The organism is Nocardia jiangsuensis (assembly GCF_042650385.1).
GTDB lineage: Bacteria > Actinomycetota > Actinomycetes > Mycobacteriales > Mycobacteriaceae > Nocardia > Nocardia jiangsuensis.
On the sequence record NZ_JBHSAX010000033.1, the window covers coordinates 114,491 to 126,849 of the forward strand.

At 71.6% G+C, this 12,359-nt stretch carries 13 protein-coding genes; 7 read left to right on the forward strand and 6 right to left on the reverse strand.

The window, feature by feature from the left end; all coding sequences use genetic code 11:
* Positions 1 to 11: 11 nt before the first annotated feature.
* The 4 genes from ACFO0B_RS29090 (at position 12) to lipA (ending at position 3,306) form a co-directional block, all read left to right on the forward strand.
* Positions 12 to 920, forward strand: coding sequence for a TIGR01777 family oxidoreductase (locus ACFO0B_RS29090; RefSeq protein WP_378616466.1), 909 nt, complete (start codon positions 12 to 14; stop codon positions 918 to 920).
* A 71-nt stretch (positions 921 to 991) separates the two neighbouring features.
* Positions 992 to 1,510 carry a GNAT family N-acetyltransferase gene (locus ACFO0B_RS29095; RefSeq protein WP_378617277.1) on the forward strand — a complete coding sequence of 173 codons (519 nt, stop codon included), beginning with the start codon at positions 992 to 994 and terminating at the stop codon, positions 1,508 to 1,510.
* Between the two features lie 10 nt (positions 1,511 to 1,520).
* Positions 1,521 to 2,237: a lipoyl(octanoyl) transferase LipB gene (lipB, locus tag ACFO0B_RS29100; protein ID WP_378616468.1), complete on the forward strand. Its 717-nt coding sequence runs from the start codon at positions 1,521 to 1,523 to the stop codon at positions 2,235 to 2,237.
* A 10-nt stretch (positions 2,238 to 2,247) separates the two neighbouring features.
* Positions 2,248 to 3,306, forward strand: a complete 1,059-nt coding sequence (gene lipA, locus ACFO0B_RS29105; RefSeq protein WP_378616470.1) for a lipoyl synthase — start codon at positions 2,248 to 2,250, stop codon at positions 3,304 to 3,306.
* 45 nt (positions 3,307 to 3,351) lie between these two features.
* Here the strand turns inward: lipA and ACFO0B_RS29110 are convergent, their stop codons facing one another.
* The 4 genes from ACFO0B_RS29110 to glnA all read right to left on the reverse strand — a co-directional run bounded on the left by ACFO0B_RS29110 (position 3,352) and on the right by glnA (position 6,985).
* Complete coding sequence (locus ACFO0B_RS29110) at positions 3,352 to 3,855, reverse strand: MmpS family transport accessory protein (protein WP_378616472.1); 504 nt, start codon at positions 3,853 to 3,855, stop codon at positions 3,352 to 3,354.
* Positions 3,856 to 3,956: 101 nt separating this feature from the next.
* Positions 3,957 to 4,706, reverse strand: coding sequence for a nucleotidyl transferase AbiEii/AbiGii toxin family protein (locus ACFO0B_RS29115; RefSeq protein WP_378616474.1), 750 nt, complete (start codon positions 4,704 to 4,706; stop codon positions 3,957 to 3,959).
* Positions 4,703 to 5,299 (reverse strand): type IV toxin-antitoxin system AbiEi family antitoxin, encoded by a 597-nt coding sequence (locus tag ACFO0B_RS29120; RefSeq protein ID WP_378617279.1) that lies wholly within the window; start codon positions 5,297 to 5,299, stop codon positions 4,703 to 4,705. Before ACFO0B_RS29120 ends, ACFO0B_RS29115 begins: the two co-directional genes overlap by 4 nt.
* Positions 5,300 to 5,548: 249 nt before the next feature.
* Complete coding sequence (glnA, locus tag ACFO0B_RS29125) at positions 5,549 to 6,985, reverse strand: type I glutamate--ammonia ligase (RefSeq protein ID WP_378616477.1); 1,437 nt, start codon at positions 6,983 to 6,985, stop codon at positions 5,549 to 5,551.
* 433 nt (positions 6,986 to 7,418) lie between these two features.
* Here glnA and ACFO0B_RS29130 point away from each other — a divergent pair, with 433 nt between their 5' ends.
* Positions 7,419 to 7,871, forward strand: a complete 453-nt coding sequence (locus tag ACFO0B_RS29130; RefSeq protein WP_378616479.1) for an RDD family protein — start codon at positions 7,419 to 7,421, stop codon at positions 7,869 to 7,871.
* Here ACFO0B_RS29130 and ACFO0B_RS29135 read toward each other — a convergent pair whose 3' ends face one another.
* The gene (locus ACFO0B_RS29135) at positions 7,872 to 8,609 is read right to left on the reverse strand and encodes a DUF4191 domain-containing protein (protein WP_378616481.1); all 738 of its coding nucleotides are present in this window, start codon (positions 8,607 to 8,609) and stop codon (positions 7,872 to 7,874) included.
* A 78-nt stretch (positions 8,610 to 8,687) separates the two neighbouring features.
* Positions 8,688 to 9,158: a TY-Chap domain-containing protein gene (locus ACFO0B_RS29140; protein WP_378616483.1), complete on the reverse strand. Its 471-nt coding sequence runs from the start codon at positions 9,156 to 9,158 to the stop codon at positions 8,688 to 8,690.
* A 175-nt stretch (positions 9,159 to 9,333) separates the two neighbouring features.
* Here ACFO0B_RS29140 and ACFO0B_RS29145 point away from each other — a divergent pair, with 175 nt between their 5' ends.
* Positions 9,334 to 10,989 (forward strand): CocE/NonD family hydrolase, encoded by a 1,656-nt coding sequence (locus tag ACFO0B_RS29145; RefSeq protein WP_378616485.1) that lies wholly within the window; start codon positions 9,334 to 9,336, stop codon positions 10,987 to 10,989.
* Positions 10,986 to 12,335 carry a M20/M25/M40 family metallo-hydrolase gene (locus tag ACFO0B_RS29150; protein WP_378616487.1) on the forward strand — a complete coding sequence of 450 codons (1,350 nt, stop codon included), beginning with the start codon at positions 10,986 to 10,988 and terminating at the stop codon, positions 12,333 to 12,335. Before ACFO0B_RS29145 ends, ACFO0B_RS29150 begins: the two co-directional genes overlap by 4 nt.
* Positions 12,336 to 12,359: the final 24 nt, after the last annotated feature.

The following is a 12,359-nucleotide window of genomic DNA, read 5'->3' on the forward strand; positions in this document are numbered from 1 at the left end:
CCGCCGTCTCGATGAAGGTCGTTGTCGCCGGTTCGTCCGGCCTGATCGGGACGGCGCTCGTCGCGGCGCTGCGCCGGGACGGGCACGAGGTCGCCCGGCTGGTGCGGCGGCAACCCGCCGCACCGGACGAGTTCGCCTGGGATCCCGCGCGCGCCGAGCTCGACCGGCGGGCGCTGCGCGGGGCCGACGCCGCCGTCAACCTGTGCGGGCGCAATATCCACGCCCAGCGCTGGACCGGCCGGTTCAAGCAGGAGCTGCGGGACAGCCGGATCACCCCGACCGACGTGCTGGCGGGGGCGGTCGCCGCCGCCGGGGTCCCGGTGCTCGTCAACGCGGGCGGCGTGCACATCTACGGCGGCGCCACCGGGGACCGGGTGATCGACGAGAGCGCCCGGCCGGGAACCGGATTCCTCGCCACGCTCTGCCGGGACTGGGAGGCGGCCACCGCGCCGGCCGCCGCGGCCGGGGTCAGGACCGTGCTGCTGCGCGGCGGCCTTGTGCTCGCCCGCACCGGCGGGCTGCTCGGCGTGCTGCGCCCGCTCTTCGGGCTCGGCATCGGCGGGCGCTTCGGCGACGGCAGGCAGTACACGCCGTGGATCTCGCTGGCCGACGAGGTCGGCGCGATCCGGCACGTGCTCACCGACAGCGGCGTGGCCGGCCCGGTGAACGCGGTCGGCCCGGCCCCGGTCACCAATGCCGAGTTCACCAGGGCGCTCGGCCGCGCGCTGCGCAGGCCGACCCCGCTGGTGGTGCCCTCGTTCGTGCTGCGCGCCGCCATCGGCGAGTTCGCCGACGAGGCGGTGCTGCGCGGACCGCGCGCCATCCCGACCGTTCTGGAGGAGAGCGACTACGTGTTCCGCCACCCGACCCTCGGCACCGCGCTGACCGACCTCTTCGATCCGGCGGGGGACGGCGCGTGAGCGAGTCGGGCCGGGAGGCGGAGGCCGGCCACGGCGGGCCCTCGCTCACGCGCGATCGGCACAGCGCGCAGGTGCGCGATGCCGTGGAAGCCGATCTACCGGCGATTCTGGTCATTCACAACGCCAATATCGCCGCTTCGACGGCGATCTGGGACGTCGACGAGGTCGGCATCGACGATCGGGAGGCGTGGTTCGCCGCGCGCGCCGCGGCCGGGCACCCGATCCTGGTGGCCGAGATCGACGGCGAGCTCGCCGGTTATGCCAGTTACGGGCAGTGGCGCCCCAAGCTCGGCTACCTGCACAGCGTGGAGAACTCGGTCTACGTGGCCGAGCGCTTCCAGCGCCGCGGGGTGGCGCGGGCGCTGCTCGGCGCGCTGCTGGAGCGGGCCCGCGCGTCGGGTTCGGTGCACGCGGTGATCGCCGCCATCGAGTCCCGCAACACCGGCTCCATAGCACTGCACGAGCAGTTCGGCTTCCGGATCGTCGGGGAACTCCCCGAGGTGGGGAGAAAGTTCGGCCTGTGGATGGATCTCACGCTCATGCAGCTCACGCTCCCGGTCCCCGAGCCCGACCACCGGCTCGGGGCGTAACGTCGGCGCTGTGAACACCACACCGTCCGCCCGCATCGACTCGACCCCGATCGTGGTCGAGGATCTGGGGCTGATCGACTACCACCGGGCCTGGCGCCGGCAGCGCGAGATCGCCGCCGAGCGCGCGGAGGGCCGCGGCGTCGATCGGCTGCTGCTGCTCGAACACCCCTCCGTCTACACCGCGGGCCGCCGCACCGATGCCGAGGACCTGCCGATCGACGGCAGCCCGGTGGTGCAGGTCGACCGCGGCGGCAAGATCACCTGGCACGGGCCCGGACAGCTGGTCGGGTACCCGATCGTCCGGCTGGCCGAGCCGGTGGACGTGGTGAAGTACGTGCGCAGGCTGGAGGAGGCGCTGATCAGCGTCTGCACCGGCTTCGGCATCGAGTGCGGCCGGGTGGAGGGCCGCTCCGGGGTCTGGCTGCCCGCCGCGGGGCCGCTCGCCGAGCGCAAGATCGCCGCCATCGGGGTCCGGGTGCAGCGCGGCGTCGCGCTGCACGGCATCTCGCTGAACGGCAACCCCGCGATGGACGGCTTCCAGGCCATCGTGCCGTGCGGGATCAGGGACGCCGGCGTCACCACGCTGACCAGGGAGCTGGGGCGCGAGGTCACCGTCGCCGAGCTGAAGCCGCTGGTGGCCGCTGCCATCGGGCAGGCGCTCGACGGCGAGCTGCCCGTGCGCGATCACACGCTCGCCCGTTCCCGAGCCACGGCGCCGACGGCGTAAGGTCGAGACAGTGACCACCGCTCACGAGACTCCCGCGCCCCGCTCCACCCCCGGCGAGGCCGCCCGCGCCCCCCAGGGCCGCAAGCTGCTCCGCATCGAGGCCCGCAATGCCGAGACCCCGATCGAGCGCAAACCGCACTGGATCCGCACCCGCGCCACCATGGGCCCCGAGTACACCGAGCTCAAGGGGCTGGTGAAGCGCGAGGGGCTGCACACCGTGTGCGAGGAGGCCGGCTGCCCCAACATCTTCGAGTGCTGGGAAGACCGCGAGGCCACCTTCCTCATCGGCGGCGAGCAGTGCACCCGCCGCTGCGACTTCTGCCAGATCGACACCGGCAAGCCGGCCGCGCTCGACCGCGACGAGCCCCGCCGGGTGGCGGAGAGCGTGCAGGCCATGGGGCTGCGCTACAGCACCATCACCGGCGTCGCCCGCGACGACCTGGCAGACGGCGCCGCCTGGCTCTACGCCGAGACCGTGCGCGCCATCAAGGCGCTGAATCCGAACACCGGGGTCGAGCTGCTCATCCCGGATTTCAACGCCGTGCCCGAGCAGCTGGCCGAGGTCTTCTCCGCCCGCCCCGAGGTGCTCGCGCACAACCTGGAGACGGTGCCGCGGATCTTCAAGCGCATCCGCCCCGCGTTCCGCTACGAGCGCTCGCTGTCGGTGCTCACCTCCGCCCGCGAGGCCGGGCTGGTCACCAAGTCGAACCTGATCCTCGGCATGGGCGAGACGCCGGACGAGGTCACCCAGGCCATGCGCGACCTGCACGAGGCGGGCTGCGACATCCTCACCATCACCCAGTACCTGCGGCCGTCCCCCCGGCACCACCCGGTGGACCGCTGGGTGAAGCCGGAGGAGTTCGTCGAGCACTCCCGGGTGGCCGAGGAGCTCGGCTTCGCCGGCGTGATGGCCGGGCCGCTGGTCCGCTCCTCGTACCGCGCGGGCCGGCTCTACGCCCAGGCCATGGCGCACCACGGCCGCGAGATCGCCCCCGCCATGGCGCATCTGGCGAACGAGGGCACCGCCTCGCAGGAGGCCGGCTCGGTGCTGGCCCGCTTCGGCGGCTGAACCGTCGAGCCGGTCGGTGGGTGATCGCCGCACCGACCGGCTCGCTCACTCCCCGCCCGCGTCCCCGCTGCAGCTGACCATGGAGAACGGGCCGCTCGAGGCCTGCTCGGAGAGCACCCGGCCGTCGACCAGGATGCGGCAGGAGAGTTCCTCGCCGTCGGCCCCGTTCTGCGCCGTCAGGCTCACGTACTTGCCGAGCCCGTCGATGGTGACGGCCTTGTTCCACGGCAGCGGCGCCGCCGATTCCTGCGCGATGTCGAAATCCCGCCCCGAGTACGTCACCGACGTGGTGCCCCCGCTTCCGTTCACCTCGTAGGCGACGACGACCTCGCGCTTCGCCTCCCTGTCCACCTCGTTCACGGCTCCCGCGATCAGCGCCATGCACCCGCCGACGCCCAGCAGGACCACCAGCGCGATCCCGCCCAGAATCCACGGCCACCTGGCCTTCTTCCGCGGCGGCTGTGCGTACCCCTGCGGCCCGTAGCCACCGGGGTACTGCCCCTGCGGCGGCGCCGGATACTGCTGGGGGTGCCCGTACTGATCGGTCATGAAGCCTCCCGCTCGATGATGTCCACCCGCTATGAGTGCGGATCGATTGCTCATCGAACCAGGCCGGGAGGGTTCACGGACCGCTTTGCGTGAACGGATTCTCACCGTCCACCGCACTGCCCCATGCCTCGCGCACGATGTCGAGCGCCGTTGCCGCCGTGGTCGTCAGCCGCGTCTGCCCCGCCAGCTGCGAAACCCACTCCTCCTCCCGCGGCGGCCGATCGAAGAGGTGAGCACCGGGAGGTCGATTCGTTGGCCCGTAGCGCACGAAGAGGCGGGACGCGGCCGGGCCGATGGCCCCGATTCCAGCGAGCGCCCACAGATCCCACATCACGGGGAGCGCGGCGGTCGTGCCAGGTGGCCGTTTTCGCCGCAGCGAAGGCGGGCAAGGTGGGCACCAGCAACCGCGCCAGCGGCGCGTCGCTGTAGCGCTGCTCCAGCGGACGGAGTTCCGTGGGCCATACCGTTCGATCTCGCGAGGACAGCAGCTGCACCTTGATGGACAGCCCTTCATCGGTGCGCACGAAGGCCGCCTCGGTGTCGCGGATACCGGCGAGTCCGGGAGCGGTCGTCAGCCGGCCATGGCTGCGCGTCACCGCGCGCGGAAGCATCCGATCCAGGTCGGCGGCGAGCTCGGCGCGACTACCGAGCGCGACGAGGTCGATGTCCTCGCTGAGACGTCCGGCCACGAGGTGGGTCCGGGCGAGCGCCGTGCCGCCGATGAAGTGCAGCCGATCCCCGAAGCGGTCGGAGGCCGCCGCCAGCAGGTGGGAGATGAGGTGGTCGCGCTCCACCTGTTCCTGCGCCACACCGAAGCGTGCTGCAACCTCGTCGCGCTCGTCGGGATTCACCGATCCTCCCGCACCCAGCTCTCGGCGCGGCGCAGCGCCGCCGAGAGGCGCTGCGGCCCCGCGAGTTCGGCGAGCCGATCGGGGTCGCCGCGGCGATAGAGCGCGGCGACCGCCGCGCGCACGTCCGGCTCCGCATCGCCGAGGGACGGCCGCCGGGCCAGGTCGAGCACCGTCTGCTCGGGGGTCGTCACCAGCGCGCCACCGAGCGATGTCCGGACCCGCTCCGAGTCGAGCACGTCCACATCGCGCCGCACGAACCGGACGGTGGCACGGCGGTCGGCCAGCGCGGTCGGCCGGTGCTGAGCCGGCACCGCGACCACCGCGGTGGCCAGGGCACGCGGAATCGCCCCGAGCAGGCGCGCCGCGCTCACCCCCATCAGCACCGCCCGGTCGGCCCCGTAGATCGCCGAGGCGATCCCCGCCGCGGCGGCTTCGAGATCGGGCAGCCACGGTCGTCCCACCTGCTCCTGCGGCACCACGACGTAGTAGCCGTGCGCCACCCGGTGCAGCAGGCCCCGCCCGGCAAGCCGCAGCAGCTCGGGGCTCGGTTGGGCGTACAGCGAGACGGCGTCTTTCGCCCGCACGGTTCGCAGCGGCGAGCGCGCCAGTTCACTCGGTAGTGATGTACGACGCCGCTGACTCAACCTGCTCCTTCACTATGCAGATAGTTGGCTTATAACCCACTATTCGCATAGTAATGTCCCGCCCTCCGCTATCGTCGGACGACGACGCCACCGGGGCAGGGCGTTCCGAGCCGCGACAGAGCGGCCCGGAACGGACCGAAGCCCCGGCATCCCCCATCGGAATGCCGGGGCTTCGGAGAACCCTGACCGCAGAACGACTTACACGTCGTAGTACAGCTCGAACTCGTACGGGTGCGGGCGCAGGTTGACCGGCGCGATCTCATTCTCGCGCTTGAGCGTGATCCAGGTCTCGATCAGGTCCTCGGTGAAGACGTTGCCCTCGGTGAGGTACTCGTGGTCCTGCTCCAGGCGGTCGATGACCGAGGCCAGGCTGGTTGGCGCCTGCGGGATGCCCTTGGCCTCCTCCGGCGGGAGCTCGTAGAGGTCCTTGTCGACGGGGGCGAGCGGCTCGATCTTCTTCTTGATGCCGTCCAGCCCGGCCATCAGCATGGCGGCGAAGGCGAGGTACGGGTTGCCCGAGGAGTCCGGCGCGCGGAACTCGATGCGCTTGGCCTTCGGGTTGTTGCCGGTGACCGGGATGCGGACCGCGGCGGAGCGGTTGCGCTGCGAGTACACCAGGTTGATGGGGGCCTCGTAGCCGGGGACCAGGCGGTGGTAGGAGTTCACCGTCGGGTTGGTGAAGGCCAGCAGCGACGGGGCGTGGTGCAGGATGCCGCCGATGTAGTGCCGCGCCAGGTCGGAGAGGCCGCCGTAGCCGGCCTCGTCGTGGAAGAGCGGCTTGCCGTCCTTCCACAGCGACTGGTGCGCGTGCATGCCGGAGCCGTTGTCGCCGAAGAGCGGCTTCGGCATGAAGGTGACGGTCTTGCCCTCGGCCCAGGCGGTGTTCTTCACGATGTACTTGAAGAGCTGCAGGTCGTCGGCGGCGCCGAGCAGGGTGTTGAACTTGTAGTTGATCTCGGCCTGACCGGCGGTGCCCACCTCGTGGTGCCCGCGCTCCAGCTCGAAGCCGGCGTTCTGCAGGTTGGTGGCGATCGTGTCGCGCAGGTCGACGTAGTGGTCGTACGGCGCCACCGGGAAGTAGCCGCCCTTGTTGCGGACCTTGTAGCCCCGGTTCAGCTTGCCGTCCGGGTCGCGCTCGGCGCCGGTGTTCCAGGAGCCGGAGACCGATTCGATCTCGTAGAACGAGCCGTTGATGCCCGAGTCGTAGCGGATCGAGTCGAAGATGTAGAACTCGGCCTCGGCACCGAAGTACGCGGTGTCGGCGATGCCGGTGCTGCGCAGGTACTCCTCGGCCTTGCGGGCGATGTTGCGCGGGTCGCGCGAGTACGCCTCGCGGGTGAAGGGGTCGTGCACGAAGAAGTTGATGTTCAGCGTCTTGGCGGCGCGGAACGGGTCGAGCTGCGCGGTGCTGAAGTCGGGCAGCAACAGCATGTCCGACTCGTCGATGGACTGGAAACCACGGACGGAGGAGCCGTCGAAGGCGAGACCGTCCTCGACGAGATCGGTGGTGAACGCCTTGCCCGGGATGGAGAAGTGCTGCTGCACACCGGGCAGGTCGCTGAAGCGGATATCGACGTACTCGACCTCCTGCTCCGCGATGTACTTGATGACCTCGTCGGCCGTGCTGAACGTCACTTGTTCTCCTTACCGATCGGTTCCCAGCCCGTGGTGATTGCGTGGGTTCGTCGTGAGACGGTATGGACGCGGTGTTTCCCGGCAATCAAGGCTGTGTTTCGCGAGTGTTACACGTACGTCGATTGGTGTGAGGTTGCCCGCCTCGCCCCGGACCCTCGACGATCCTGCCATGCGCAAGGCCAGCGCACGACGTTGGCACCGGTTTGCGGCCGCGCCCGAATAGTGATTGCCCGGGTGTAACCGCTGGTCCGCGCGGTGCGCGGGCAGCGGGCCGCCGCGACGCCAGCGAAGTGCTGGCAGCCGGAGCAGGGCCTTGCCTACATGCCGCACAGAGCGGTCCCGCGAGAAGGCCCCGCGCAGCGCCACCAGTTAACTGCGGGTATGCGGCTACACCGGTGAATCGGGCGTACGCGACGGGACCTATTCTGGGTTCATGGCGCGTATCACCGGTTCCTGGCTGTCCGGACCCGCGGCGGAGCCGGGGGGCTCGGCCGCGGAGGGGTATCGGGGCGAGCAGTTCGGGCTGCCCGAGCGGGGCGCGGGCTCGGTCGCCGGCATGGGCAGGCGGGTGGTCGCGGTCTTCCTGGACTGGATGATCGCGGTCGGCATCTCCGCGCTGATCGTGCGCGGGGTGAACGCCAATCTGCCGCTGCTCATCTGGTTCGTCACCGGCATCGCCGCGGTGACCCTGTTCGGCTTCACCCCCGGCCAGTACTTCGCCCGGCTGCGGGTGGGCCGGATCGAGGGCCCCGTCCCGGTCGGCTTCGTCCGGGCGCTGGCCAGGCAGGCGCTGCTGGTGTTCGTGATCCCCGCGCTCTTCACCGATGCCGACGGCCGCGGCATGCACGACCGCGCCACCGGCACCGTGCTGGTGCGGTCGCGCTGATCAGCGGCGCCGGATGGTGCGCTGCATGCCGCGCATCTTGGCGTTGCCCGGCATCGGGCCCTTCGGCAGCGCGGGGCCGCTACGCGAGCTGAGCGCGGAGAGCCTGCCCTCGATGTTGTCCATCCGCTTGGCGTCGATGTTGCGCGGCAGCTTGGTCAGGTAGCGCTGCAGCTCCTTGAGCGGCACCTGGCCCTCGTCGTTGCCGATCACCACGTCGTAGATCGGGGTGTCGCCGATCAGCCTCGCGGTGCGCTTCTTCTCCTGGGCCAGCAGCGAGCGCACCCGCTGTGGATTGCCCTCGGCGACGAAGATGACGCCGGGCAGCCCGATCACCCGGTGCACCGCGTCCAGTTGGGTGGTGGCGGCGACGCCGTTGCTCACCCGCCACTTGCCCTGCAGGTTCTCCAGCACCCAGGCGGCGGCGCCCGCCTGGCCCTCGGCGCGGGTGTAGACGGTGCGCTGCACCCGGCGGCCGAAGATGATGAAGGCGAGCAGGACGCCGAGCAGGACGCCGAGCGGCAGCAGGAACCACTGGATGCCGAAGATCAGCCCGATCAGGAAGAGCAGCACGGTGCTGCCGAGCACCGAGCCGATCATCAGCGGGAGCAGCAGCTTGTCTTCCTTGCGCTGCATCTGGAACGCCTGCCACAGCTGCTGCCTGCGTTCCTTCGACTGCTGCTTGCGCGCCGCCTTCGCCGCGGCCTTCGCTTCCTTGGAAGCGGCCTTCCCTGCTGCCATGGTGCTCAGGATAGTGCCAGGCCGATCGGCCCCGCGCCGGGCTGTGTCCGGCATGCCACCGGCCGGGTCGGTGCGGACTCAGCCGCGCGCCGGGCTGCGGTCCGGCGGCTCGCGCCGACCCACCACGCCGAGCACGGAGAGGTCGAGCGCGCCGGGGTTCTCGGTCCAGCCCTTGGCCCGCAGCTCGGCCGGCGACCGCACGCCCATCGCGTCGTGCAGCCCGATCGCGGCGCCCCTGGCGAGCTCGACCAGGGTGCGGTCGGAGATCGGCCAGAGCAGGGTGCGGCTCCAGTTGTCGACATCGCGCCCGGCGTTCGGCGCGGTCCAGCCCAGCTCGCGCAGCCGCTGCGCGCTCGCCGGGGAGATCGGCTCGAGCAGGAAATCGTTGCCCGCCAATTCGGCGGAGAGCCGGATGTCGAATTGCACGAATTGCGCGTAGCGGTTTCCGGAGGCGGCGAGCACCAGGGTCGCCCGGGACGGGAGTTCCGCGAGGCAGCGCGCCAGCGCAACCACGAAGCGATCCCAATCACCGGCTGTCGAATCGTTCATTCTCAATCCCCGAGCCATCGAATGCGCCCGATCATACGCCCGGAGGCCACCCGTTCTCGTCGTATTTCCGGCCGACATCGGCGTGTCCCGCGCCGCGCAATTCCGGTGCGGTGCCGCGCGAGTACCCCCGATCCTGGGTCTGGCGCGATGCGGTGCGGCGGTCGATAGTGCTCGGGTGACGATCGGGACGGTGATTCGCGCGCTGGCGGGGGCGCTACTGGTACTCGGGGTGGTCGTGCCGGTGACGGCGGCGCAGCCGCAGCCCGCGTTCCAGTGGCGGGAGGAGTACCTGACCGCGCCGGACGGCACCCGGCTGCACGCCGACATCCTGCGCCCGGCCGGGCTCGCCGACGACGTGCGCACCCCGGTGATCATGACCGTGAGCCCCTACCGCAACCAGCTCGCGTACCTCACGCTGCCGCGCCCGCAGGGCGGCCCGGTCACCGACTACCTGGCGATCGGTGCGCTGCTCGAGGCCGGCTACACCTATGTCATCGTCGATCTGCGCGGGTTCGCCGGCTCGTCCGGCTGCCCGGACTTCGGCGGCCCCGGTGAGCGCGGCGACGTGCGGACGGCGGTCGAGTGGGCCGCGGACGCGCCGTGGTCGACCGGGCGGGTGGGGCTGTACGGCGTCTCCTACGAGGGCTGGACCGGGGTGATGGGGCTGGCCGAGCGGCCGCGCGGGCTGGCCGCGGTCGCGACCTTCGGCCCGGTGGTCGATCCCTACAGCTACCTCTACATGCAGGGCGTCTCGTGGCGATTCTCCGGTAAACCGGTGGTGGAGACCGGGATACGTCCGGCCGACGGGGTCGGCCTCGAGCACCTGCTCTTCGCCTCCATTCCCGGCCACTGGAATTCCTCGCCGGAGTACCGCGCGAATGCCGGGCAGATTCCGCTCGACTGCTATCTGCCCTACCTCGCGGAGACCGCGAATCACGATCCGGGGACCGCTTTCTGGCGGGAGCGGGAACTGGTGGAGAAGGTGCGCGGCAGCACCACACCGGTATTCCTCGGCCAGGGGCTGGTCGACTACAACACCCGCCCCTATCGGGTCTTCGATTTCTGGGATGCGCTCGGGCCGGGCGAGCACCGCGCCTGGTTCGGGCAGTGGGGGCACCGGGATTGCCAGGACAAGTGCGCCGGCCCCGATTTCACCGCCGATATGCGCGCCTTCTTCGATCGGCACGTGGCGGGCCGGGATGTCGAGCTGCCCGGCCCACGGATCACGGTGAACGCGGCGGACGGCAGCTGGCGCGGGGAACAGCGGTGGCCGCCTGCCGACGCCGCGCGGGTTCCGGTGCCGCTGCGCACCGGCAGCTACACACACCGCGGCCTGCTGCCCGGCCCCGACCGCGAGATCTGGACGATCTCCGAGCCGCTGCCGACGCCCCAGCACCTCGCCGGCATCCCGACCGCGACGCTGCGACTCGACGGCCCGCCCGCCGCGACGGTCGCGATGGAGCTCTACGACGTGGAGCCGAGCGGCCGCGCCACGGTGATCACCCGCGGCATCGCCCCGGTCAGCGCGACCGCGCGGATCCGGCTGCTCGCCCAGGACTGGCCGATCGCGGCCGGGCACCGGATCGGTATCCGGATCGTGGACATGGTGGACGACGTCTGGGCAGGGGCCGGGGTGAACGCGCCGGTCACGGTGGTCGCCGCCGAGGTGGAGCTGCCGCTGCTCACGACGCTGCGCAGCGCGGACCTGCCGGGCGGCGCCGGGGTCGACCTGATCAAGTGGAAGGCCGAGCGGGTGCTCACGCTCGGGCCCGGGGTGGTGGAGAATGCGAGTGTGCCGCTGAACCTCCCCGCCCCGAGCCCGGCCCCGTGACCGACCCCGCCGTCGCACCGGTCGACGATGCCGTGGCCGAGCGTCTCGCCGTGGCGCTGCGCTGCGTGACCATCTCCACCGAGCCGCCGACCGACACCGCCGACGGCGAGTTCGACCGGCTCGGCGCGCACCTGGAGCAGTCGTTCCCGCTGGTGCACCGGGAGCTGGAGTGCACCCGGTTCGGGCACAGTCGGCTGTACCGGTGGGCCGGGCGCGAGCCGGAGCGGGTGGCCGGGCTGCTGCTCGCGCACCAGGACGTGGTGCCGGTGGACGACGAGAGCCGCTGGACGCACCCGCCGTTCGACGGCGTGGTCGACGACGAGTTCATCTGGGGCCGCGGCGCCATCGACGACAAGAGCCGGGTGCTCGCGCTGCTGGAGGCCACCGAGGCGGCGCTGGCCGCTGGGGTGCGGCCGCGGCGCACGATCTACCTGGCCTTCGGTCACGACGAGGAGACCTTCGGCGACTCCGGGGCCGTGCGGATGGCGGCGCACCTGCGGGCGGCCGGGGTGCGGGCCGAGCTGCTGCTGGACGAGGGCGGCGTGATCGCCGAGGATCTGGCCGACGGCGTCGCGGTGCCGGTCGCCACCGTCATGGTCGGCGAGAAGGGGTACGCCACCGTGCGGATCGCGGCCACCCAGGTCGGTGGCCACTCCTCGATGCCCGGCAAGCAGACCGCGGTGGGCCGGGTGGCGCGCGCCGTCGCCCGGGTGCAGGACAACCCGATGCCGCTGCGGCTCACCCCGGTGATCGCGGACATGGTCGGCAGGCTGCGGCTGGTGATGCCGCGGGCGCGGCGGATCCTGCTGCGCGCGGCCCGGATCGCGGCGCCGGTGGTGATCCGCATCCTGGCCGCGGGGCCGCAGACCGAGGCGCTGGTGCGCACCACCACCGCACCCACCGTCTTCCACGGCGGGGTGAAGGCCAACGTGCTGCCGCAGCGCGCCGAGGCGCTGGTGAACTTCCGCATCCTGCCCGGTGATTCGGTGCAGAGCGTGCTCGAGCACTGCCGGGCGGTCGTCCGCGATCCCGGGTTGACCATCGAGCTGGTCGGGCTCGCCTCGGAGCCATCGGACACCAGCGGCCCCGGCCCCGCCTTCGAGCTGGTCGCCGAGCTGGCCCGCGAGGTGGTGCCCGGCATCGCGGTGACCACCGGGCTGGTCCCGGGCGCCACCGATTCCAGGCACTACGACGGCCTGGCGGGCACCAGGTGCAACTTCGCGCCGATCGTGCTGAGCCGAACGGACCTGGAGCGGATCCACGGCACCGACGAGCGGATCTCCCGGCTCAACTACGCTCGCCTCATCGAATTCGACCGGCGCCTGCTCGACCGGCTCGCCGGCTGACCGCACCCGAACCGAGGAGCACAG

Excerpts from the sequence above, each read along its gene's own strand:
- ACFO0B_RS29130 (WP_378616479.1), top strand. The coding sequence starts at position 7,419 with ATGGCGCGTATCACCGGTTCCTGGCTGTCCGGACCCGCGGCGGAGCCG.
- ACFO0B_RS29135 (WP_378616481.1), bottom strand. The coding sequence starts at position 8,609 with ATGGCAGCAGGGAAGGCCGCTTCCAAGGAAGCGAAGGCCGCGGCGAAG.
- ACFO0B_RS29110 (WP_378616472.1), bottom strand. The coding sequence starts at position 3,855 with ATGACCGATCAGTACGGGCACCCCCAGCAGTATCCGGCGCCGCCGCAG.
- ACFO0B_RS29140 (WP_378616483.1), bottom strand. The coding sequence starts at position 9,158 with ATGAACGATTCGACAGCCGGTGATTGGGATCGCTTCGTGGTTGCGCTG.
- ACFO0B_RS29090 (WP_378616466.1), top strand. The coding sequence starts at position 12 with ATGAAGGTCGTTGTCGCCGGTTCGTCCGGCCTGATCGGGACGGCGCTC.